Annotated in this window: 20 protein-coding genes; 17 read left to right on the top strand and 3 right to left on the bottom strand. The window is 67.6% G+C overall.

The features are described from left to right. Positions 1 to 54: 54 nt before the first annotated feature. Both D7006_RS10450 and D7006_RS10445 read left to right on the top strand, forming a co-directional pair. On the top strand, positions 55 to 4,428 hold the full coding sequence (locus D7006_RS10450) for a chemotaxis protein CheB (protein ID WP_371745084.1): 4,374 nt from the start codon (positions 55 to 57) through the stop codon (positions 4,426 to 4,428). Between the two features lie 215 nt (positions 4,429 to 4,643). Beyond that, positions 4,644 to 4,811 (top strand): DUF3309 family protein, encoded by a 168-nt coding sequence (locus tag D7006_RS10445; protein WP_169120945.1) that lies wholly within the window; start codon positions 4,644 to 4,646, stop codon positions 4,809 to 4,811. A gap of 75 nt (positions 4,812 to 4,886) precedes the next feature. Here D7006_RS10445 and D7006_RS10440 read toward each other — a convergent pair whose 3' ends face one another. Beyond that, positions 4,887 to 5,249: a response regulator gene (locus D7006_RS10440; RefSeq protein WP_237356563.1), complete on the bottom strand. Its 363-nt coding sequence runs from the start codon at positions 5,247 to 5,249 to the stop codon at positions 4,887 to 4,889. A gap of 352 nt (positions 5,250 to 5,601) precedes the next feature. Here D7006_RS10440 and D7006_RS25290 point away from each other — a divergent pair, with 352 nt between their 5' ends. After that, a complete protein-coding gene (locus D7006_RS25290; protein WP_256444967.1) occupies positions 5,602 to 5,727 on the top strand; it encodes a hypothetical protein in 126 nt (41 codons plus the stop codon). 131 nt (positions 5,728 to 5,858) lie between these two features. Next, positions 5,859 to 7,022 carry an SbmA/BacA-like family transporter gene (locus D7006_RS10435; protein ID WP_237356562.1) on the top strand — a complete coding sequence of 388 codons (1,164 nt, stop codon included), beginning with the start codon at positions 5,859 to 5,861 and terminating at the stop codon, positions 7,020 to 7,022. A gap of 36 nt (positions 7,023 to 7,058) precedes the next feature. Here the strand turns inward: D7006_RS10435 and D7006_RS10430 are convergent, their stop codons facing one another. Together D7006_RS10430 and D7006_RS10425 are read right to left on the bottom strand one after the other, a co-directional pair. After that, complete coding sequence (locus D7006_RS10430) at positions 7,059 to 7,301, bottom strand: BrnA antitoxin family protein (RefSeq protein ID WP_237356561.1); 243 nt, start codon at positions 7,299 to 7,301, stop codon at positions 7,059 to 7,061. A gap of 231 nt (positions 7,302 to 7,532) precedes the next feature. After that, the gene (locus tag D7006_RS10425) at positions 7,533 to 8,438 is read right to left on the bottom strand and encodes a LysR family transcriptional regulator (RefSeq protein WP_229644693.1); all 906 of its coding nucleotides are present in this window, start codon (positions 8,436 to 8,438) and stop codon (positions 7,533 to 7,535) included. 143 nt (positions 8,439 to 8,581) lie between these two features. Between D7006_RS10425 and mmsB the strand changes: the two genes are divergently transcribed. From mmsB to D7006_RS10360, 13 genes are all read left to right on the top strand, one after another. After that, positions 8,582 to 9,460: a 3-hydroxyisobutyrate dehydrogenase gene (gene mmsB / locus D7006_RS10420; protein WP_237356560.1), complete on the top strand. Its 879-nt coding sequence runs from the start codon at positions 8,582 to 8,584 to the stop codon at positions 9,458 to 9,460. A gap of 78 nt (positions 9,461 to 9,538) precedes the next feature. Continuing rightward, positions 9,539 to 10,747 (top strand): ABC transporter substrate-binding protein, encoded by a 1,209-nt coding sequence (locus D7006_RS10415; RefSeq protein ID WP_169120959.1) that lies wholly within the window; start codon positions 9,539 to 9,541, stop codon positions 10,745 to 10,747. Between the two features lie 39 nt (positions 10,748 to 10,786). Then, positions 10,787 to 11,335, top strand: a complete 549-nt coding sequence (locus D7006_RS10410) for an amino acid synthesis family protein (RefSeq protein WP_237356559.1) — start codon at positions 10,787 to 10,789, stop codon at positions 11,333 to 11,335. Positions 11,336 to 11,627: 292 nt separating this feature from the next. After that, positions 11,628 to 12,449, top strand: a complete 822-nt coding sequence (locus tag D7006_RS10405) for a GntR family transcriptional regulator (protein ID WP_237356558.1) — start codon at positions 11,628 to 11,630, stop codon at positions 12,447 to 12,449. A 91-nt stretch (positions 12,450 to 12,540) separates the two neighbouring features. Then, on the top strand, positions 12,541 to 13,731 hold the full coding sequence (locus D7006_RS10400) for an ABC transporter substrate-binding protein (RefSeq protein WP_237356557.1): 1,191 nt from the start codon (positions 12,541 to 12,543) through the stop codon (positions 13,729 to 13,731). A gap of 28 nt (positions 13,732 to 13,759) precedes the next feature. Next, a complete protein-coding gene (locus D7006_RS10395; RefSeq protein WP_237356556.1) occupies positions 13,760 to 14,713 on the top strand; it encodes a ferritin-like domain-containing protein in 954 nt (317 codons plus the stop codon). A gap of 1 nt (position 14,714) precedes the next feature. Then, positions 14,715 to 15,650: a hypothetical protein gene (locus D7006_RS10390; protein WP_237356555.1), complete on the top strand. Its 936-nt coding sequence runs from the start codon at positions 14,715 to 14,717 to the stop codon at positions 15,648 to 15,650. Between the two features lie 176 nt (positions 15,651 to 15,826). After that, positions 15,827 to 16,708 (top strand): branched-chain amino acid ABC transporter permease, encoded by an 882-nt coding sequence (locus D7006_RS10385; RefSeq protein ID WP_237356554.1) that lies wholly within the window; start codon positions 15,827 to 15,829, stop codon positions 16,706 to 16,708. Positions 16,709 to 16,712: 4 nt separating this feature from the next. Further along, a complete protein-coding gene (locus tag D7006_RS10380; RefSeq protein WP_237356553.1) occupies positions 16,713 to 17,714 on the top strand; it encodes a branched-chain amino acid ABC transporter permease in 1,002 nt (333 codons plus the stop codon). Continuing rightward, on the top strand, positions 17,711 to 18,502 hold the full coding sequence (locus D7006_RS10375; RefSeq protein ID WP_237356552.1) for an ABC transporter ATP-binding protein: 792 nt from the start codon (positions 17,711 to 17,713) through the stop codon (positions 18,500 to 18,502). The genes D7006_RS10380 and D7006_RS10375 overlap by 4 nt, the downstream gene beginning before the upstream one ends. Beyond that, positions 18,495 to 19,208, top strand: a complete 714-nt coding sequence (locus D7006_RS10370; protein WP_237356551.1) for an ABC transporter ATP-binding protein — start codon at positions 18,495 to 18,497, stop codon at positions 19,206 to 19,208. Before D7006_RS10375 ends, D7006_RS10370 begins: the two co-directional genes overlap by 8 nt. Before the next feature lie 15 nt (positions 19,209 to 19,223). Continuing rightward, positions 19,224 to 20,069: an alpha/beta hydrolase gene (locus tag D7006_RS10365; RefSeq protein WP_237356550.1), complete on the top strand. Its 846-nt coding sequence runs from the start codon at positions 19,224 to 19,226 to the stop codon at positions 20,067 to 20,069. Continuing rightward, positions 20,070 to 20,462: a RidA family protein gene (locus D7006_RS10360; protein ID WP_237356549.1), complete on the top strand. Its 393-nt coding sequence runs from the start codon at positions 20,070 to 20,072 to the stop codon at positions 20,460 to 20,462. Positions 20,463 to 20,466: the final 4 nt, after the last annotated feature.

The following is a 20,466-nucleotide window of genomic DNA, read 5'->3' as shown; positions in this document are numbered from 1 at the left end:
CCGAATGTTTGGAGCGCGTCCGCGATAGCTCCTTGTGGTGAGCAGATAAAAACGATGCCGAAGTTGCCCTCGCGCGCGGCGCGTTCGACCGCGCCACGATCCCGTGAACGTTCCGCGGGTGGAGCAACCGCGTCGCACAGGCCACAGGACTTCCATGTGGTCGGCGTCGGGGCTTCGGCCGGCGGGCTCGATGCCTGCAAGAGGCTGCTTTCGGCACTGCCCGGCGGTCACGGGATGGCGTTCATCCTGGTCCTGCATCTGGATTCCACCCATGAAAGCCTGATGGCTGATCTCCTCGCCCCGCACACCTCCATGGTGGTGCAGCAGGCGGCCGACGGCATGCCGGTGGAGGCCGATCATCTCTATGTCATTCCCCCCGCATTCTACCTCTCGGTAGAGGCTGGCCACCTGCGCCTCTCCACGCCCGAGGCGCCGCACGGCGCGCGCCTCCCGTTCGATTTCCTGTTGAAGTCGCTGGCGGGCGAATATGGCGCCGCCGCCATGGGGGTGGTGCTTTCGGGAACCGGCACGGACGGCACCATCGGCCTTGAGGCCGTCCGGGTGAAGGGCGGCTTCACCGTCGCGCAGGACCCAAAGGAGGCCGATTACGACGGCATGCCGCGCAGCGCCATCGGCGCCGGGGCCGTGGATTTGGTCGCGCCGGTGACGGAAATCCCCGAGGCCCTTCTCGCCCGCGCCCGGCAGCCCGCCGATGCGCCCGCGCCCTCCGCCCTGGCGCGTATCGTCGCCCTGCTCAGGGCAAGCACCGCCTTCGACTTCACCCTCTACAAGCCGGGCACGCTGCAACGCCGCACCGAGCGGCGCATGGCCCTGGCCGCCATGGGCACCGGGGAGATGGACCGCTATCTCGAGGTGCTGCGCAAGGACCCGGTGGAGCTGGACCTGCTGGCCAAGGACCTGCTCATCAACGTCACCGGCTTCTTCCGTGATCCCGAAGTGTTCACGGCCCTCGAGGAAAAGATCATCCCCGATCTGGTCCGGGACCACCCGCCGGGTCGGCCCCTGCGCATCTGGGTGCCCGCGTGCAGCACGGGGGAGGAAGCCTATTCGCTGGCGATGCTGTTCTTCGAGGCGATCGCGGCGCTCAAGCGCAGCGTCCACCTTCAGGTTTTCGCATCCGACGTCGATCCCGATGCCGTCGCCAAGGCGCGGGAGGGTTTCTATCCGGATGCCGTCACCGAGAGTGTCTCACCGCAGCGCCTCGAACGGTTTTTCGTGAAGGACAGCGGGGGCTTCAGGGTCTCGGCGGACCTGCGCGCCGCGGTGGTGTTCACCGTGCAGAACGTGCTGGCGGACCCGCCCTTTTCCCGCCTCGACATGATCTCCTGCCGCAACCTCCTGATCTATCTGACGCCGGAGGCGCAGGCGAAGGCCATTTCCCTGTTCCACTTCGCGCTGCTCGACAATGGCCTTCTGCTGCTGGGAACCTCCGAAGAGGTGAACGGAGGCGACCTCCGCTTCGCGCTCCTCTCCAAGCCCCTGCGGCTTTACCGGCGTGTCGGGCAACGCCGGCCCGGTGCGCTGCCCTTTCCGATCGGCACGAAGGATGGGGTGTACCTTCCCGCCCGTCCGGCCAAGGTTGCCACCCCGTCGCGGCAGGCGGCCTTCGCCGAACTGTGCCGGCAGGTGGTTCTGGACTCGTATGCTCCGGCGGCGGTGCTGATCAACCGCGCCTGCGAGTGCCTGTACTATCTGGGGTCAACAGACCCCTACCTGCGGCTTGTTCCCGGCCACCCGACCCAGGACCTGCTCTCCATGGCGCGGGAGGGCATCCGCACAAAGCTCCGGGCCGCGATCCATCAGGCCAGCCAGGACAAGAAGCGCGTCGTGGTCACGGGCGGCCGCGCCCGCCGGGATGGCGAGCCCTTCTCCTTCAGCATCGCCGTGCATCCGTTGCAAAGCGAAGGCGAGGACCTGCTGCTGGTCTGCTTCCTCGATGCCGCCACGCCCGGCGTCTCTCCTGCCCCGTCGCACCCCACGCGCAATGTCTCGCGCGTGACCGAGCTGGAGCGGGAGCTTGAAACCACCCGCGCGGAACTCGAAGGCGCCATCCGCAACCTCGAGCTTTCCAGCGAAGAGCAGAAGGCGGTGAACGAGGAAGCGCTGTCCGTCAACGAGGAGTTCCAGTCCACCAATGAGGAGCTTCTGGCGTCCAAGGAGGAGTTGCAGTCCCTCAATGAGGAGCTGACGGCCCTCAACGGCCAGCTTCAGGAAACGCTGGAGCGGCAACGCACGACGTCGAGCGACCTCCAGAACGTGCTCTACAGCACGGACGTGGCGACCCTGTTCCTCGACACCGAGATGAAGATCCGCTTCTTCACGCCGGCCACACGCGCGCTCTTCAACGTCATCCCGAGCGATGTGGGCCGGCCGCTCTCGGATCTCGCCTCGCTGGCCGCCGACGGGACGCTGATCACCGACGTCAAGGCCGTGCTGTCGGATCAGGCGGCCCAGGAGCAGGAGATCGAGACCCGGGACGGCGCCTGGTATCTGCGCCGCATCCTGCCCTACCGGACGCAGGCCGGCGGCGTCGACGGCGTGGTCATCACGTTCGTCGATGTGACCGAACGCCGGCGGGCCGCCGATGCGCTGGAAACCGCCAAGCACGACGCGGAATTGGCCAACAACGCCAAGTCACGCTTCCTTGCCGCCACCAGCCACGATCTGCGCCAGCCGTTGCAGTCGCTGGTCCTGCTTCAGGGGCTTCTGGCGAAGGTGGCATCGGGGGAGAAGGTCGAGCGGCTGGTCAAGCGGCTCGACGAGACCATCAGTGCCATGTCCGGCATGCTGAACGCGCTGCTGGACATCAACCAGATCGAGGCCGGCACCATCAAGGCCGAGGTCGTGACCTTCCCCATCAACGATCTGCTGGATCGCATGCGGGAGGAGCTGACCTATCACGCGCGCAGCAAACGGCTGAGCCTGAGCGTGATCCCGTGCAGTCTTTCGGTGGAAAGCGACCCGCGCCTTCTGGAGCAGATGCTGCGCAACCTCATCTCCAACGCGCTGAAATACACGCCGCGCGGCCGGGTGCTGGTGGGCTGCCGCCGGCATGGGCCGTGGCTGCGCATCGAGGTATGGGACACCGGGATCGGCATTCCCGAGACCGAGCTGCGCGCCATTTTCGACGAGTACCACCAGCTTCACAACGCCGCCCGCGAACGCAATCTCGGCCTTGGCCTTGGCCTCTCCATCGTGCAGCGGCTCGGCCGGCTGCTGGAGCATCCCGTCCAGGTGCGCTCGCGCCCGGAACATGGGTCGGTGTTTTCCATCGACGTGAAGCGCGCGCCCCCGGCGCCCGAGCGGCGCGTCCCGACGCTGCCTGCCCCGCTGCCCGGCAAGGATGCGGGGAGCCGCAAGGCTGCCGCGGTCCTCGTGATCGAGGACGACCCGGACGTGCGCTCTTTGCTGGAGCTGCTGCTCACCACCGAGGGACATGCCGTGACCGTGGCGCCCGACGGCGACACGGCGGTAGCTCTGGTGGAGCGCAACGCGATCCGGCCCGAGTTGATCCTCGCCGACTACAACCTGCCCAACGGCATGACGGGGCTGGAGACAGCATCGCGCCTGCGGGCCCGGCTGGGACGGCGGATCCCCGTGGTGATCGTCACCGGCGACATCTCCACCACCACCCTGCGCGACATTGCGGGCCAGGACTGCGTGCAGCTCAACAAGCCGGTGAAGGCAGACGAGCTGACGCTCATCATCCAGAGACTGCTTGCCGCCCGTCCTTCACCCGTGGCGCAGGATGCCCCCGCCCCGGTGGGCGAACACGCCCCGGCGGCCTCGCCCACCGTCTTCATCGACGATGATGACGATCTCGTCCGGCAGGGCATGCGCAGCGTGCAGGAGGAGGATGGCCGGACGGTCGAGGACTATGACAGCTGCGAGGCTTTCATCGAGGCCTTCGGCAGCGGGCGGCCCGGTTGCCTGCTCGTGGATGCCTATCTGCCCGGAATGAAGGGGCTGGAGCTGCTGAAGCACCTGCAGGCGTCCAGCCATGGCATGGCCGCCATCATGATTACCGGGAACAGCGATGTGCGGATGGCGGTCGAGGCCATGAAGGCCGGCGCCTTCGACTTCATCGAGAAGCCTGTCGGCCGGAGGGACCTGCTCGCCTGTGTCACGCAGGCGCTCGACCAAGCGCAGAACGCGCAGAGGCCGGTGTGGCACGCGGCGGCGGCCGAGCAATTGTCGTCACTCACCCATCGGCAGCGGGAGATCCTCGATCTGGTGCTCGCCGGTCATCCCAGCAAGAACATCGCCGCGGACCTCGGCATCAGCCAGCGCACCGTCGAGAACCACCGGGCGGCCATCATGAAGAAGACCGGCGCGAAATCCCTGCCGGCCCTCGCCCGTATCGCGCTCGCCGCGACGTGGACCGGATCCGGCGAAAACTTCAGCTAGGCTCGCCCTCGTGAGCGGCGGACTGCGGCGAAGCTGAGTAGTTTCCGAGCCTGCCGCCACGCTCAGGCGAAGCTAAAATGCAAGAGATACGGCGTTTCTGCGGAAGCGGGGCGCCTGCCGCTTGACGTGGCCTGAAGGCCTGCGAGCCAGAGACATCTGGTGATCAGAGCGCGAAGCGTTTCGTCAGTCGAAAAATCAATAAAGGAGACTGGAACGTGAGCACAATCCTATTGATCGTGGTTCTTATCCTGCTGTTCGGCGGCGGAGGATATTATGGCTTCAACCGCTACGGCACCCGCGGGCTCGGTGGTGTGCTGGGCCTGATCCTGGTCGTCATCCTTGTGCTGTGGCTGCTGGGCGGGCTCCAGGGATTGCGCATCTGACGCATCGAGACGGATCGGGATACGGGGCGGCCACATGCGTTGGCCGGCCCGTGTGAACGCCGGCCGCCGTTCCGCTCAGAGCGGCGGCAGGCCGTCGATCATGCGCTGGATGGCGGTGGTCAGTACTTCGGGCCGGAACGGCTTCTCCACGACGACGGCAGCCGGCATAACCGCCTTGACGCGCGCCGGATCGCCGCTGACGAAGACATGCGGCACCTTCCGGGTTCGGCAGATGGTCTCCACCGCCGCAATGCCGCTGCCGGTGCGCAGATACGCATCCACGATCATCAGGTCCGGATTCCAGCGATCGGCGGCTGCGACGGCCTCCGCCTCGGTGGTTTCGACGGCGCAGACCTCATGGCCCATGTCTTCGAGCATCTCGGCCAGATGGACCCCGATCATGAAATCGTCCTCGACGATCAGAATCCGCAGCATCATTTGCATTGTCCCGAAGCAATAGGGCCGCCGTGCCGCTGGAATCTTCGTCCCAGCCGAACAGGCCGCACCAGGTTCTGTGCATCAGCACCATAGAGCGCCCTCCGACGGATGCAGTCGTGAGATCTACCGGCGGCAGAACGCCGCCGCCGGCAGGGCACGATCGCGGCAAGCCGCGGCGGGGGAACGCACCGTCTGCAGGGTGCACGTCCGATCGAAGAAAGAGCAGGATCGGAAACTACTCACGCGCACAGCGTCGGTGCCTCCCATTTTGGGGGCGAAAACAAGCGTGGTGCCACACCAGACTGCCCCGTCACAAAGGTCGATCGCGATGCTCAACCGCAATATTCTTTATTTGGCTATCGGCGTACTCCTGATCGTCGTCGGCGTCGTCGGCTACCAACTCTACAAGGAGCGCCAGAAGCCCTCCGGCATCGAGATCAATTTCGGCAAGAGCGGCATTTCCATCGAGGAAAAATAGGGGCCTGATGCCGGGGCGCGCCCGGCGCACGCTCGGCCCTTGACCGGCGGCGCGAGCGTGGAGGAGGCTGACGGCCGCCCCTTCAGCGCGGCGCGCCGTGGTGCCTGTCCGGCGTTTCTGGGATGGTTGCGATGTCGCACGATCCGTACCTTCTGCCAGACCAACGGCGCCTTCTGTCGCGTTTCTGGGAAAGTGCGGCGGGGTTCTGGCGCGGCGGCTCCGCCTGGCGCGCGTGGTTCCTGGTGGCGTTGATGGTGGCCACAGTGTTCCTGCAGCTGTGGACCCAGTATCTGCTGAATTTCTGGAACCGCGATTTCTTCGATGCGGTCGGTCGAAGGGATGGGCAGGAGCTGTGGCGGCAGGCGCAGCATTTCGTACCCTTGGCCGCCGCCAGCATCTTCCTTGCCATCGTCTCGGTCTGGGGCCGCATGACGATGCAGCGCGAATGGCGCCAATGGCTCAGCAGCCACCTGTATGACTTCTGGCTGGGCGGCGCGCGCTCTCGTCGGCTGAGATTCATGCTCGGCGAGCATCAGACCCCGGAATATCGCATTGCAGATGACGCGAAGGTCGCCACCGACGTGCCCGTGGATCTCGCGGTCGGCCTGCTCTCTTCGGTGCTCAATGCCATAACGTTCATCGGGGTGCTCTGGAGTGTCGGAGGTTCGCTCGTCCTCCCGGCACTTGGCCGGCACATCACCATTCCCGGCTATCTTGTGCTCGCTGTCGTGGGCTATTCGGCGCTGGTCACGGCAGCGATGATGTTCATCGGGCGCCACCTGATGCGCGTCTTGGGGGAAAGCAAGCGCGCCGAGGCAGACCTGCGGGCGATCGGGGCTCATCTGCGCGAAAGTGGAGAACACCCTCTCGCGCCCGATGCGCGGCCGGACGGACGCGGGGTCATCGGCGATGCACTGGCGAAGGTGATCGCCCAATGGCGCGCCCTGTGCTGGCAGCTCATGGGCATGACGCTGGTATCGCAGACGAACCTGCTGCTGACGCCGGTGATCGGATTGCTGCTCTGCATGCCGAAATACCTCGTCGGCCTGATGAGCCTCGGTGAGGTGGTCCAGGCCTCCGCGGCGTTCACCATCGTGCAGGCCGCCTTCAACTGGATCACCGACAGCTATGCCCGCCTCGCCGAGTGGCGGTCTTCCGCGAACCGGGTCGCCTCGCTGCTGCTCGCACTTGATGAGGTCAAAGCCGAGGCCGAGCGGCCCGCGAACCTCGATGTGGCGGCGGGAAGCGAAGGTAACGGGTCGCGGGCTCAGGCCGGTCGGCCTTCGGGGGATTAGGCTCGATCCGTGGGCGGCGTCCCTCGGCGCGAAGGCTCAGGACTTCCCCTCGATGATCTTCCTGAGCGCATCGTTGATCCGCTCCTGCCAGCCGGGGCCACCCTCCTGAAAGTGCTCCAGCACGTCACGATCGATCCGAATGGAAACCAGTTCCCGGGCATTGGGAATGACAGGAGCCTTGGGCGGGGCTTCGACCGGCTTGGTCGTCGCCGACTTGAACGCGGCTTCGGCAGCGTCGCGCGACGATAGACCGGTTCGGCGAAATGGGGGCTTCGGCATGAATCGTTCTCCTCGCCAGCTTGAGGTTCTTTAGCCTCATCCCCGCTCCCTCGCCATTGGACGGTTGAGGCAGCCGTGCGGAAACGGGGGAATGCGAGAGCGGAGAACCTGCTCGACCCGAAGCAGATCACCCCGGCCCTGCGTACGGGATACGCGTGCGCTGCAACCGAGGCGCCGACGATCAAGGCCTTCTGGACCTGACAGCGACGGACCGGCGCGGCGCAGGCCGCCTCACAGGTTATGCGCGGCCGGCTGCATCAGCAGGGCGGCTTCGTTGGCGAGTTCCTGCGTGATGAAATCCGCGGTGATGCGTACCCGCGCGATGTTCTTCTGCTCCTCGTGGACGATGATCCACCATGACCGCACGAGGCGCACCGCATCGGGCAGCACCAGCTTCAGGTCCGGACAGCCGGACGCGAGGAAGTAGGGCAGGATGCACACGCCCAGCCCCGCCCGCGCCGCATGCATCTGGGCAAAGAGGTTCGAGCTCTGGAAGGCGGCATCGATGCCGGTGGCGACCTCTCCAAGATAGTCCAGCTCGCGGGTGAAGATGAGGTCGTCGATATAGCTGATGAAGCGATGGCGGCGCAGGTCGTCCACGCTGCGGATCGCGGGCTTGTCCGCGAGATAGGCGGCGCTGGCGAACACGCCGAGCCCATAGGTCGCCATCTTGCGGGTCACGAGACGGCCGCGCTCCGGCATGGTCAGGGCGATGGCGATATCGGCCTCGCGCTTGGTGAGGTTGAAGGAGCGTGGCGTGGCCACGAGTTGCACCTTCAGCGCCGGGTTCTGGTCCAGGAGGCGGGTGAGGCGCGGCGACAGGAAATAGGCGCCGAAGGCATCCGGCGCGCCGATGCGCACCGTTCCGGAGATGGACACGTCGCGCCCCGATATCTCGTCCTGCGCGGTCTGGGCCTGAAGCTCCATGGCCTCCGCGGCCTCCAGCAGGCGCAGGCCTGCGTCGGTGAGCGTCAGCCCGCCCGGCGCGCGCACCACGAGGCGGGTGCGGATCTCCGCCTCCAGGCCCGCCAGATGACGGCTCACCGTGGAATGCTTCACGCCCAGCATCTTCGCCGCTGCCGACAGCGTGCCACCCCGCGCCACCGCGATGAGCGCCCGCAGATAGTCCCAGTTCATGCCGCGCCCCGCTGCCCATTTCTGCACAACTATGGCGGAAACATAAGCAGCGCCTGTCCGTGGAGGAACAGCTAATCCTCGTTGCGGCACATTCGCGCGCGGCTCTTCAGAGGCGTCGGTCGCGTGAGAAGGGGATTTTCGGCGTGGCACATATCGTCTTCATCGGCCTCGGCAACATGGGCCGCCCCATGGCGGCCAACCTCCAGAAGGCCAATCATTCGGTCACCGGCTTCGACCTGTCGGCCGAGGCGCGCACGGCAGCCGCCGAGGCGGGGCTGAAGGTCGCCGCGTCGGAGGACGGCCTGTTCGCCGGCGCGGACGTGGTCATCACCATGCTGCCGAGCGGGGCGGCTGTGCGCGAGGTGTGGGCGCGGGCCGTGCCCCAGATGGCGCCGGGCGCGCTGATGATCGATTCCTCCACCATCGACGTCACCAGTTCCCGCGCGGCCCATGATCTGGCCGCGGCTGCGGGGCTGCTCTCCCTCGACGCGCCGGTCTCCGGCGGCACCGAGGGCGCGACCGCCGGCACGCTGACCTTCATGGCCGGCGGCACGGATGAGGCCTTCGCCGTCGGCCAGCCGCTGCTTGCGGCCATGGGGCGGCGCATCGTGCATTGCGGCGGGCCTGGGAATGGCGAGGTCGCCAAGATCTGCAACAACATGATCCTCGGCGTCTCGATGATCGCCGTCAGCGAGGCGTTCAACCTCGCCGAATCCCTCGGCCTCTCCCATCAGGCCCTGTTCGAGGTGGCCTCCACCTCTTCGGGCCAGTGTTATGCGCTCACCACCCATTGCCCGGTGCCGGGCCCGGTGCCCACCGCCTCGGCCAATCGCGGCTACACGCCGGGGTTCGCCACCGAGCTGATGGCGAAGGACCTGCGCCTCTCGCAGGAAGCCGCCGACGCCAGCGGCTCCCGCACCCCCCTCGGCGCGGCGGCGGAGGACATCTTCGGGCGCTACGCGGCCAATGGCGGGCGCGGTCGGGACTATTCCGCGGTCATCTCCTACCTGAAGACCCTCTGACCTTCGGCGCCAAACGAAGCTCTGGGACATAACGGGGAATCCGCAAGCAGAACGAACAAAAACAAGGGAGGAAACAAGATGAAATCACGCATCCTTATGGGACTTGCCATTCTTCTTGCCGCAACGACCGCGGCGAGCGCGCAGGCCCCGAAGACGGTGAAGATCGGCGTCCTGAACGACCAGTCCGGCGCCTATGCCGACATGGGCGGTGTCGGTTCCGTCGTCGCCGCGCAGCTCGCCATCGAGGATTCCGGCCTGAAGCAGAAGGGCTGGACCATCGACGTGGTCTCCGCCGACCACCAGAACAAGGCCGACATTGCCGCCAACGTCGCCCGCGGCTGGTTCGACGTGGACGGCGTCGACATGATCACCGACGTGACGAATTCGGCGGCCGCCCTCGCCGTCAACCAGATCACGCGGGACAAGAACAAGGTGATGCTGGCCTCCGGCCCCGCCACCTCGGATCTCACCGGCAAGGCCTGCTCGCCCAATACCGTGCACTGGACCTCCGACACCTGGGCCTTCGCCCACGGCACCGGACAGGCCATCGTGAAGACGGGCGGCGACACCTGGTTCTTCCTCACCGCCGACTATGCCTTCGGCCAGGCGCTGGAGCGCGATACGGCAGACGTGGTGGAGAAGAACGGCGGCAAGGTGGTGGGCCGCGTGCGCGTTCCGCTGGGCACGTCCGACTTCTCTTCCTTCCTTGTGCAGGCGCAGGGCTCGAAAGCAAAGATCGTCGGCCTCGCCAATTCCGGGGCGGACACCACTAACTCCATCAAGCAGGCGGCTGAATTCGGCATCGTGGCCGGCGGACAGAACCTCGCAGGATTGCTCATCTACATTTCCGATGTTCACTCCATGGGCCTGCCTGTCGCACAGGGGCTGATCCTGACCTCGCCCTTCTACTGGGACATGAACGACAAGACCCGCACCTTCTCCCAGCGTTTCGCAGAGAAGATGCGCGGCGCCAAGCCGACCATGGTGCAGGCCGGCGTCTACTCCGCGACCCTCAACTATCTGAAGACGGTGGCGGAGCTGGGCGATGCCAAGGATGGCCGCAAGGTGGTGGACGCCATGAAGGCCAAGCCCATCAAGGACCCCCTGTTCGGCGAGGGCCGCATCCGTGCGGACGGGCGCAAGATCCACGACATGTACCTGTTCGAGGTGAAGAAGCCCGCCGAATCCAAGGCGCCGTGGGACTACTACAAGCTGCGCGCCACCATTCCCGCCGAGGAGGCCTTCCGCCCGCTCTCCCAGAGCGAATGCGCCCTGCTGAAGAGCTGACCGAGGTTTCGCCCGTCATCCAAGTCCGAAGGAAATGTCATGTCATTGCTGAAGGTGCGCAAGCTCGTGGTGCAGGTGGAAGAGACCCATGAGGAAATGGGCCGCGAGGTTTCCCCGCCCAGCCGCAAGGTTACGGTGGCCGCCGTCATCGCCAATCCCTACGCGGGCAAGTATGTGGAGGACCTAACCCCGCTCTACGACCTCGGCGCGGAAGTGGGCGGCCTGCTGGCGACCCGTGGCGTCGCGGCGCTGGGGATCGCGCCGGATGAGGTGGTGAGCTACGGCAAGGGGGCCGTGGTCGGGGTCAACGGGGAGCTGGAACACTCGGCCGCCCTGCTGCATCCGCGGTTCGGCGCACCGGTCCGGGCTGCGGTCGGCACCGGCAAGGACATCATCCCCGGCACCAAGAAGATGGGCGGACCGGGGGCGCCGCTCCTCATGCCGCTCACCAACAAGAACAACATCTGGAGCTTCGACGACATGGATTCGACGGAGATCGCCATCCCTGACGCGCCGCGGCCGGACGAAATCCTCATCGCCCTGTGCCTCGGTGTGGGTGGGCGCCCGCTCCACCGCATCGGCAAGTAGCCCGCGGCCACACCTGCGGCGTCGGAGACCGCGAGGCCGTTCGCCTCGCTTCCGGGCTTCGCCAGCGCCTCCGCCCCAGCCGGGCCTGCGTTCGGAGTTACTCCGGCGCAGGCCCGCGTGCTTTTGGGGCCGCTGATATCCCTCCTGCTTCTGTGCAGATGCGCCCCCAATTAAGAACTGCGAAGAAAGCTGTTGCGTGAAATGTATGCTTGATCATACATTCATATAAAGCCGGCTTGAAGCACGCTTCGGTCGGGTCCCAGCGAGCGCGATTGCGCCAGGGTCACGCATCATGTCCGAGACGTTGACAAGCGTTGCCGCACTGGATGCCGAGGGGCCTTTCCCGCCCCTCGATCGCGCCTCCCCTTTGCCGCTCTACGCCCAGATCAAGCAGCGGCTCATCGGCCTGATCCTCAAGTGGGACCAGGGCGACCGGCGCTTCTTTTCGGATGAGCAGCTCTGCGCCATGTTCTCGGTCAGCCGAGACACTGCGCGGCAAGCGGTGGCGGAGCTGGTGCAGGAGGGCCTGCTCACCCGCAGCCGTGGCCTCGGCACGTTCGTCGCCGTACGCAAGCTGGAGGAGCGCTTCAATCCGGGCATGGATTTCCTGAACCAGTGGGCCGCCACCGGCATGCCCATGCAGGCGACCGTGCTCGCCTTCGAGCGCATCGCAGCCGACGAGACCATCGCGTCGAGCCTCGAGACCGAAATCGGCGCGAAGGTCCTCTTCATAAAGCGCCTGCGTGCGGCGGCGCGCGTGCCGCTCGCCATCGACTATCGCTATCTGCCGGCCGACCTCACCGCCGACTGGACGGAAGAGGCGGTGCATGGCTCGCCCCTCCACCGCCTGTGGCAGGCCGTGGACCTGAAGACCGGCGACTTCACCATCGAGGCCGGCGTCGCCGGGCCGGAGGAGGTGGAGTATCTGCACCTCTCCAAGGGCGCGCCGGTGCTGATCCGCGCCCTGAGCTACCGCGACGCCACGGGCCGGCTCGCTCTGTCCGGCCACACGGTGCACCGCGCCGATCTCGTGCGCTATTCGCTGAGTGTTCCCCTCTCCCGCGACGGCGGTCCCGCCGCCGAGATCGACCGCAGCGGCGTCCACGACGACTGACCGCCGCGCCCGCAGCCGTTTCCGCTCCGGGCATTCCGTCCGGGGCACGATGAACGAGGCGCCCGAAGCGCCCTTCCAGAGGAGGCCAGAAGTGCAGTTCGGACGACGCAGCTTCCTGAAGATGGTGCCCGCCGCCGCCCTTGCGGCCACCGGCACCGGGACCGTGGCCGGCCTGTGGAGCAGCGCCGCGCGCGCCGCCGAGCCGCTGCGCGTCGGCTCCATCCTCTCCGTGACCGGGCCGGCGGCCTTCCTCGGCGAGGACATGAAAGCGGGCCTCGAACTCGCGGTGGACGAGTTCAACGCGGCGGGCGGCATGGGCGGCCGCAAGATCGAGTGGACCTATTACGACGCCGAGAGCCAGACCCAGAAGGGCATCACCGCCACCCGCCGGCTCATCAGCCAGGACAAGGTGGAAGTGATCCTGAGCGGCGGCAACATGAGCGGCATCGCGCTCGCCATGGCGCCCATCACCAACGCCGCCAAGGTGCCCTTCATCTCGTCCGAGGGCGCCCTCGCTATCGTCACGCCGGTGGCCGAACGCCAGTATGTGTTCAAGAGCACGGTGGACGACGGCGACGTGCTGGAGCGCATCGCCGATTATCTCGACAAGAAGAAGATCAAGAAGGTGGCGCTCATCGCCGACACGTCCGGCTTCGGCCAGGGCGCGGTGGGGCAGATGAAGATCGTCGGGCCGAAGCGCGGCCTCGACGTGATGTATGAATCCTTCGCCCCCTCCGACACCGACATGATGCCCCAGCTGACCCGCATCCGCGATGCCGGGGCCGAGGCCATCATCTGCTGGACGGTGACCCCCGCCGGCGTCGTCTTCCTCAAGCAGGCGCAGCAGCTGGGCCTCGACAAGAAGACGCTGATCCACAGCTACGGGTTCGTCTCGGCGGACTACATGAAGCTCGCCGGCGACGCCGCCAACACCCTGCTCCTCGCCAGCCTGAAGCTGCCCGTGGGCGACCAGTTGCCGGACAGCGACCCGCTCAAGGCCGGCATCCTCAAGATGATGAAGGCCTATGAGGCCCGCTTCAAGCGTCCCGCCAGCATCTACGCGGCGGAATCCTACGACGGCGCGCTGCTCGCCCGCGAGGCGCTGAAGAAGGTGGGCGGCGACGTCTCCAAGCTCAGCCAGGGCATGGAGCAGATCAAGGATTTCCCCGGCATCTCCGGCGTCTTCACCTTCTCGCCCGAGCGCCATTCCGGCCTCTCGAAGCAGGACATCGTGCTGGTCAACTGGCGCGATGGCCGCTTCAACCTCGCCGACTACGCCTGACGGGAAACACCAACGGGAGGAAACACCCATGGCCCTTTCGCGTGACATGTCCGCCGAGCAGGCGTTCGAGATGGTCCAGACGCTGCTGGATGCCCCCGAGGACCGGTTTCCGCTGACCTTCAATTCCGATCTGCCGCGCATCCGCGAGCTGTTCCACGCGGCGACGCGGAACCAGTGGGACCCCAAGACCGACGTGGACTGGGACCAGCTCGACCCCGCGAAATACACCGACGAGCAGCGCTACGCGGCGCGGCTCTACTGGAGCCGCCGGGCGTGGAGCGAGTATGGCGCCATCTCCGAAAGCCCGGCGCTTCAGGTGCGCTTCGGCGTGGAGAACCGCCCCTCCGACATGCAGCTCTTCTTCACCATCCGCTCCCAGGAAGAAGCGCGCCACGCCGAGGTCTGCCACGCCATGGCGGAGAAGCTCGGCGGCTATATCGAGAAGCCGGTGCAGCAGCTCTTCGAGGGCTCCGTCTCCACCCACGGCGTGCGCCGCGCCGCCCTCAATGCCGACGTGCCGCTGGAGGGCATCATCGCCGCCCTCGTCTGCACGGCGGAGGAGATCGCCTTCGACGTCTTCAAGCACCTGAACGACGTCACCCATGATCCGGTCGCCAAGCAGATCGTGCGCTACATCATGCGCGATGAAAGCCGGCACTGCGCCTTCGGCTGGTATTTCCTCGAAGCCATCTGCGAGCAGCTCACCCCCGATCAGAAGAAGATGATCGAGGATGCCGTCATCACCATGATGGAGAAGGTGGAGCTGAACGGCTACCACAGCGCATGGCTGGCGCCGGAGAACCCGGCCTCCAACGCCGAGGTGGAGGCCGACCGCATCACCTACGAGGCGGGACTTGGCGCCACCGTGGAGGACGAGGAAAAGCCGGTCTTCATCGCGACCGTGCAGCGCATCCGCGAGCAGATGCGCGCGCTCGGCATCGAACTGCCCCCGTTCACGCATCCCAAGCTCGGGACCATCTGACATGCCGCTCCACGCCACGCGGGCCGAGCCCTCGCTGCCGCCGGTGCGGCTTCTCGTCGAGCGGCGGTTTCCGCTCGAGATGAACGTCACGCTGCCGGAGATCCGCGCGCTCTATGACACGGGCAAGGCCGGCCGCTGGAACCCGCATCGCGACGTGGACTGGAGCGCGCTCAAGCCGGAGACCTATCCGGAGGAAGTGCGCGCCGCCGCCCGCCGCACCTGGAGCCGGCGGGTGTGGACCGAGGCCACCGGCCTCACCGAGACGCCGGCCCTCATCGTGCGTTTCTGCATGGAGGTGGGCCGGGAGATCGACCCGAAATTCTACCTCACCACCCGCAACACCGAAGAGGCGTGGCACGTCGAGTGCTACGACAAGATCGCCGAGACCTTCGGCGGTCGCCTCGCCCGGCCGGCGGCCAAGGCCTATGAGGCCGTCTTCAACCGCCACCTGCACCGCCGGGTGATGGATGCCGGCCAGTTGCTCGACGCCTACGTGGCCGCCCACGCCGCCTTCGAGGACGGGCTGGAGCTGGAACTCGCGAAGGCCTGGCGCGCCGCCGCCACCAATCCGGCCGTGCAGTCCATGCTCGACTTCGTGATTGCCGACAAGGAGCGCCACGCCGCCTTCGGCTGGCTCTATCTCGCCGCCAAGGCGGAGGGCTGGACGAAGGCGGAGCGCGAGACCATCGCCGCCGAGCTGTCCGACTATGTGCGGGACGTGGTGCTGAAGGGCTATCACTGCCCCTGGCTCGCGCCCGAGCACGCTGCGGCCGAAGCGGAAGCCGATGCGATCACGGCCGAGGCCGGTCTCGGCGGCGCGCCGCGCGCGGCCGAGGAGGATGCGCTCGCCACCTTCGCCGGCAACGCCCGCGCCCGCCTCGCGGAACTGGGGGTGATGGTGCCCTTGTTCGAGACCAACCGCATGCGCAGTTTCTGACCCCTCGGGCGTCTCGTTCCGAGGAAGCGGGCGGGCCTCGCGCCCAGCCCGAACCTGTCCCGGCCGTCCGCGTCCACGGGGGAAAGCCCTGATTGCTCCGGAGCGCGGCGGCCGGGACCTTCATCCCCTGACGGGGCACGTCATTTCCAACGCGCCGAAGGCTGGCCGTCACCCCCATGCAGACCGCAACCGCCCTCCTCCAGGTTCTGTCAGCCGGCATCGGCACGGGCGCCGTCTATGCGCTGGTGGCGCTCGGCTTCAACGTGGTCTTCAAGAGCACCGGCGCGATGAATTTCGCCCAAGGGGAATGGGTGGTGATGGGCGGCATGGTCACCGCCCTCCTCATCGGCGCCTTCTCCAGCATCGGCCTCGCGGTGGTGACGGCGGTGGTGCTGGTGGGCATCGTGGGCCTGCTCTCCGAGCGGCTCACGGTGCAGCCGCTGAAAAAGCCGGATGCCCTCGTCATCACCCTCGTCACCATCGGCCTCTCCATCGTCAGCCGCAGCCTCGTGATGCTGGTGCTGGGCAAGAAGCCGGTGGGCTATTCCGGCTTCTCCGGCAACACCGCGCTCTCGGTCGGCGGGGTGAGCATCCAGAGCCAGACGCTCTGGATCATCGCCATCACCCTTGCCTTCCTGGTGGTGATGCACGCCTTCTTCGAGCGCACCATCCTCGGCAAGGCTTTGCGCGCGGCGGCGGCGGACCGGGAGGCGGCGGCCATCGTCGGGGTGAATGTGGGAAGCACCGTGCTGCTCTCCTTCGGCATCGCTGCGCTCGCGGGGGCGCTGGCCGGGGCTATTGTCACGCCCCTCACCCTCGCCTCCTACGACCAGGGCGCCATGTTCGGCTTCAAGGGGTTCAGCGCCGCCATGCTGGGCGGGCTCGGCAGCCTGCCGGGCGCCGTGGTGGGCGGGCTGGCGCTGGGACTGCTGGAGGCATTCGGCAGCTTCTACATCTCGTCCGACTTCAAGGATGCCATCGCCTTTGCCGTGCTGCTGCTCATCCTGTTCGTTCGCCCCTCCGGCCTGCTCGGCCGGGCCGACATCGTGAAGGTGTGAGGCCATGGCGAGCATCGAGGCGAAGACCGGACCAATGACCCACAGCCGCCTCCCCCGGCGCGGCCTGTCCCGCCATGCCCGCCTCGCGCTGGTGTGGCTGGCGCTGGCGGCGGTGCCCTTCGTGGTGCCCAACGCCTACTGGATTTCGCTGGCCAATCTCGCCCTCATCAATCTGGTGCTCATCGCCTCGCTCAACCTGCTGATGGGCTATGGCGGCCAGATCTCCCTCGCCCATGCCGGCTTCTTCGGCCTCGGCGCCTATGCGAGCGGCATCCTCAACGTGCGCTATGGCCTGCCGCCCTGGGCCGGGCTGCCGGCGGCCGCCGTCGTCGCCGGTCTCGGCGCGCTCCTCATCGGCATTCCCGCGCTGCGGCTGCGGGGGCATTACCTCGCCATGGCGACGCTGGGGTGGAACGCCATCCTCGTCGTCTTCTTCACCCAGCTGGTGGGGCTCACCGGCGGGCCCAACGGCCTCCTCGGCGTCGCGCCCTTCTCGATCTTCGGCCATGCCCTGGACACCGAAGCGAAGGCCTTTCCGCTGGCCTGGGCGGTGGCCTTCCTGGTGATGCTCGCCATCTCCAATCTCCTCGCCTCGCGCATCGGCCGCAGCATCCGCGCGGTGGCGACCAACGAGCTAGGCGCGCAGTCGCTTGGCATCGACAGCTTCCGCACCAAGCTCGCTGTCTTCGTGCTCAGCGCCGGCATGGCGGGCATCGCGGGCAGTCTCTATGTCCACATCAACCAGTATGCCTCGCCGGAAACCTTCGGCATCGCGCCCTCCATCATGCTCCTCGTGATGGTCGCCATCGGCGGCGCGGGCACCTTCTACGGGCCGATGCTGGGCGCGCTGATCTACACGGCCGTGCCGCAGATCCTGCTCGACTACGAGGATGCCGAGCTGATGCTGTTCGGCCTCGGCCTGCTGGTGGTGCTGATCCTCTTTCCCCGCGGCCTCGCCGGCATCCCCGCGGCGCTGGCCGGCCTTGTGCGCAGGAGGCGGGCATGAACACGCCGCGCAGCACCGGTGATCTTCTGGAGGTCGAAGGCCTCACCTGCCGCTTCGCCGGCGTCACCGCCGTGGACGACCTCTCCTTCCGCGTGAAGGCCGGGGAGATCAAGGCGGTGATCGGCCCCAACGGCGCGGGCAAATCCACGCTGTTCAACATGATCGCCGGCGTCACCCGCCCCACCGACGGCGCCATAAAGTTCGACGGCGCGCGCATCGACCGCCTGCCGACCCACGCGCGTGCCCGCCGCGGCATCGCCCGCACCTTCCAGAACCTGCAGATCTTCTGCGAGATGAGCGTGCTGGAGAACGTGATGGTGGGCCGCCATCTGCGCGGCCGCGCCACCACCCTGTCCGCCCTCCTCCACATCCCGTCCGTGGGGGCCGAGGAACGGGCGATGGAGGCCACCGCCATGGCCCTGCTGGAGCGCTTCGGCCTCGCCGCCAAGGCCGGTCTGCCGGCGGGATCGCTGGCCTTCGGGCAGATGAAAGTGCTGGAGCTGGCCCGCGCCCTCGCCTGCGAGCCCCGCCTGCTGCTGCTGGACGAGCCCGCCGCCGGCCTGCCCCACGCCGAGGCGGACAAGATGGCCGAGACCATCCGCGACCTGAACCGCGACGGCATGACCGTGCTGCTGGTGGAGCACAACATGCGCATGGTCATGTCGCTCTCCCACGACATTCTGGTGCTCAACAACGGTCGGCGCATCGCCGAGGGCACGGCGGAAGAGGTCCGCCGCCACCCGGAGGTGCTCTCCGCCTATCTCGGCGAGGAGGCGGTCGATGCTTGAGGTGCAAGGCCTCGTCGCCGGCTATGGCGGCACCGATGTGCTGCACGCGGTTTCCCTGAAGGTGGCGCGCGGGCAGTCCGTCTGCCTCATCGGCGCCAACGGCGCGGGCAAGACGACCCTGCTGCGCACTCTCGCCGGCCTTATCCGCCCCACGGCGGGGCGCATCATGTTCGACGGGGCGGACATCACCAACCTCTCCACCTCCTCCCGCCTGTCGCGCGGGCTGGCGCTGGTGCCGGAAGGGCGCCGGGTGTTCGCGCCCATGACGGTGGAGGAAAATCTGGAGATGGGCGCCTTCCGCCGGCTGTGGCCACGGCGGGCGCAGGGCGTCGCCGCCGATCTCGACATGGTGTTCGCGCTGTTCCCGCGCCTCGCCGAGCGGCGGCGGCAGGCGGCGGGGCTGCTCTCCGGCGGCGAGCAGCAGATGCTCGCCATCGGCCGCGCCCTCATGGGCCGCCCCCGCCTTCTCCTGCTGGACGAGCCCTCCATGGGCCTCGCGCCCAAGGTGGTGCAGGAGATCTTCGCCACCATCCGCCGCCTCAATGCCGAGGGCATGTCCCTCCTCGTTGCCGAGCAGAATGCGAGCATGGCCTTGCGCAGCGCCGCCCACGGCTATGTCCTCGCCGAAGGGTCTGTGGTCCGCGACGGCGCGGGTGCCGACCTGCTCCATGACGACGGCGTGCGCGCCGCCTATCTCGGCCTGTGAGTTTTCGGAAATCCCATGCCGCATACCCTCATCGATCCCGCGCTCGAAGCCGAATACGCCCTGCGCCGCCGGCATCCCGAGCGCGAGAGCGTCTATGACGGCCATCGCCGTCTCGGCGCGGCACTGCGTGCGGCCGGCAGCTGGCGGCTCGACCAGCGCTACGGGCCGGGGCCACGCTGTCTTCTGGATGTGTTCCCGGCGGGCGAAGGGGCGCCGGTGCTGTTCTTCATCCATGGCGGCTACTGGCGGGCGCTGGACAAGTCCGATGTCTCCTTCATCGCCGGTCCCTGCCTCGCCGCCGGGGTGACGCTGGTGGCGCCGGGATATGATCTCGTGCCCGGCGTGCGCTTAGCCGACATCTTGGACGAGATGCGTCTCGCGCTGCGCTGGGTGGTGGACAACCTCGCCCCCTCCCGCATCGTGGTGGCCGGCCATTCGGCGGGCGGGCAGCTCGCCGCCATGCTGGCGCTCGATCAGGCGGAACGGGGCGACGGCCCCATCTGCGCCCTCGCCGGACTTTCCGGCGTGTATGACCTGCGCCCCCTGCGGCACACCTCCATCAATGCCGACCTCGGCCTCTCCGCGCCGGAAGCGGCGGCGATGAGCCCGCTGCTGCGCCTCGGCGACCTTCCACCCGGCGCGCGGCTGATGCCGCTGCTGGCTGCCGTAGGAGGCGAGGAGACGGACGGCTTCAAGCGATGGAGCCGCGATTTCGCCGAGCTGTGGGCAGCGCGTGGCGGCGCCGTGCAGCACATGGAGCCGGCGCGCCGCAACCATTTCACCCTACTTGATCCCCTGGCCGGCGGCGCCGACCCGCTCACCCGCGCGATCCTCGCCCTCGCCTGCTCTCCGGAGGCCTGAATGCCCGCCCTCTCGCCCGTACTCGCCACCCCCGCCGACGCCGCCCTGCCCTACAGCCCCGCCATGCTCGCCAGCGGCCCGGTGCGCACGCTCTACATTTCTGGACAGGTGGGCATCGACGCTTCGGGGCAGGTGCCGGCGGATTTCGAGGGGCAGGTGCGCGCCGCCTTCGCCAATCTGGAGGCGGTGCTCGCGGCCGCCGGCATGGGGCTCGGCGACCTCGCCAAGGTCACCGCGTTTCTCACCGATCCCGCCGACTATGCCGGCTACGGCGCGCTGCGCACCGCGCTGCTCAAGGGCCACAAACCGGCCTCGACCCTGGTGATCGCCGCCGCCCTCGCCCGGCCGGAATGGCGGTTCGAGATCGAAGCCGTGGCGGTCACCGCGGCCTGATCGC

The sequence above is a fragment of the Xanthobacter sp. YC-JY1 genome, assembly GCF_021730305.1.
Classification (GTDB): domain Bacteria; phylum Pseudomonadota; class Alphaproteobacteria; order Rhizobiales; family Xanthobacteraceae; genus Xanthobacter; species Xanthobacter flavus.
This window is presented reverse-complemented; position numbering and strand designations above follow the sequence as displayed.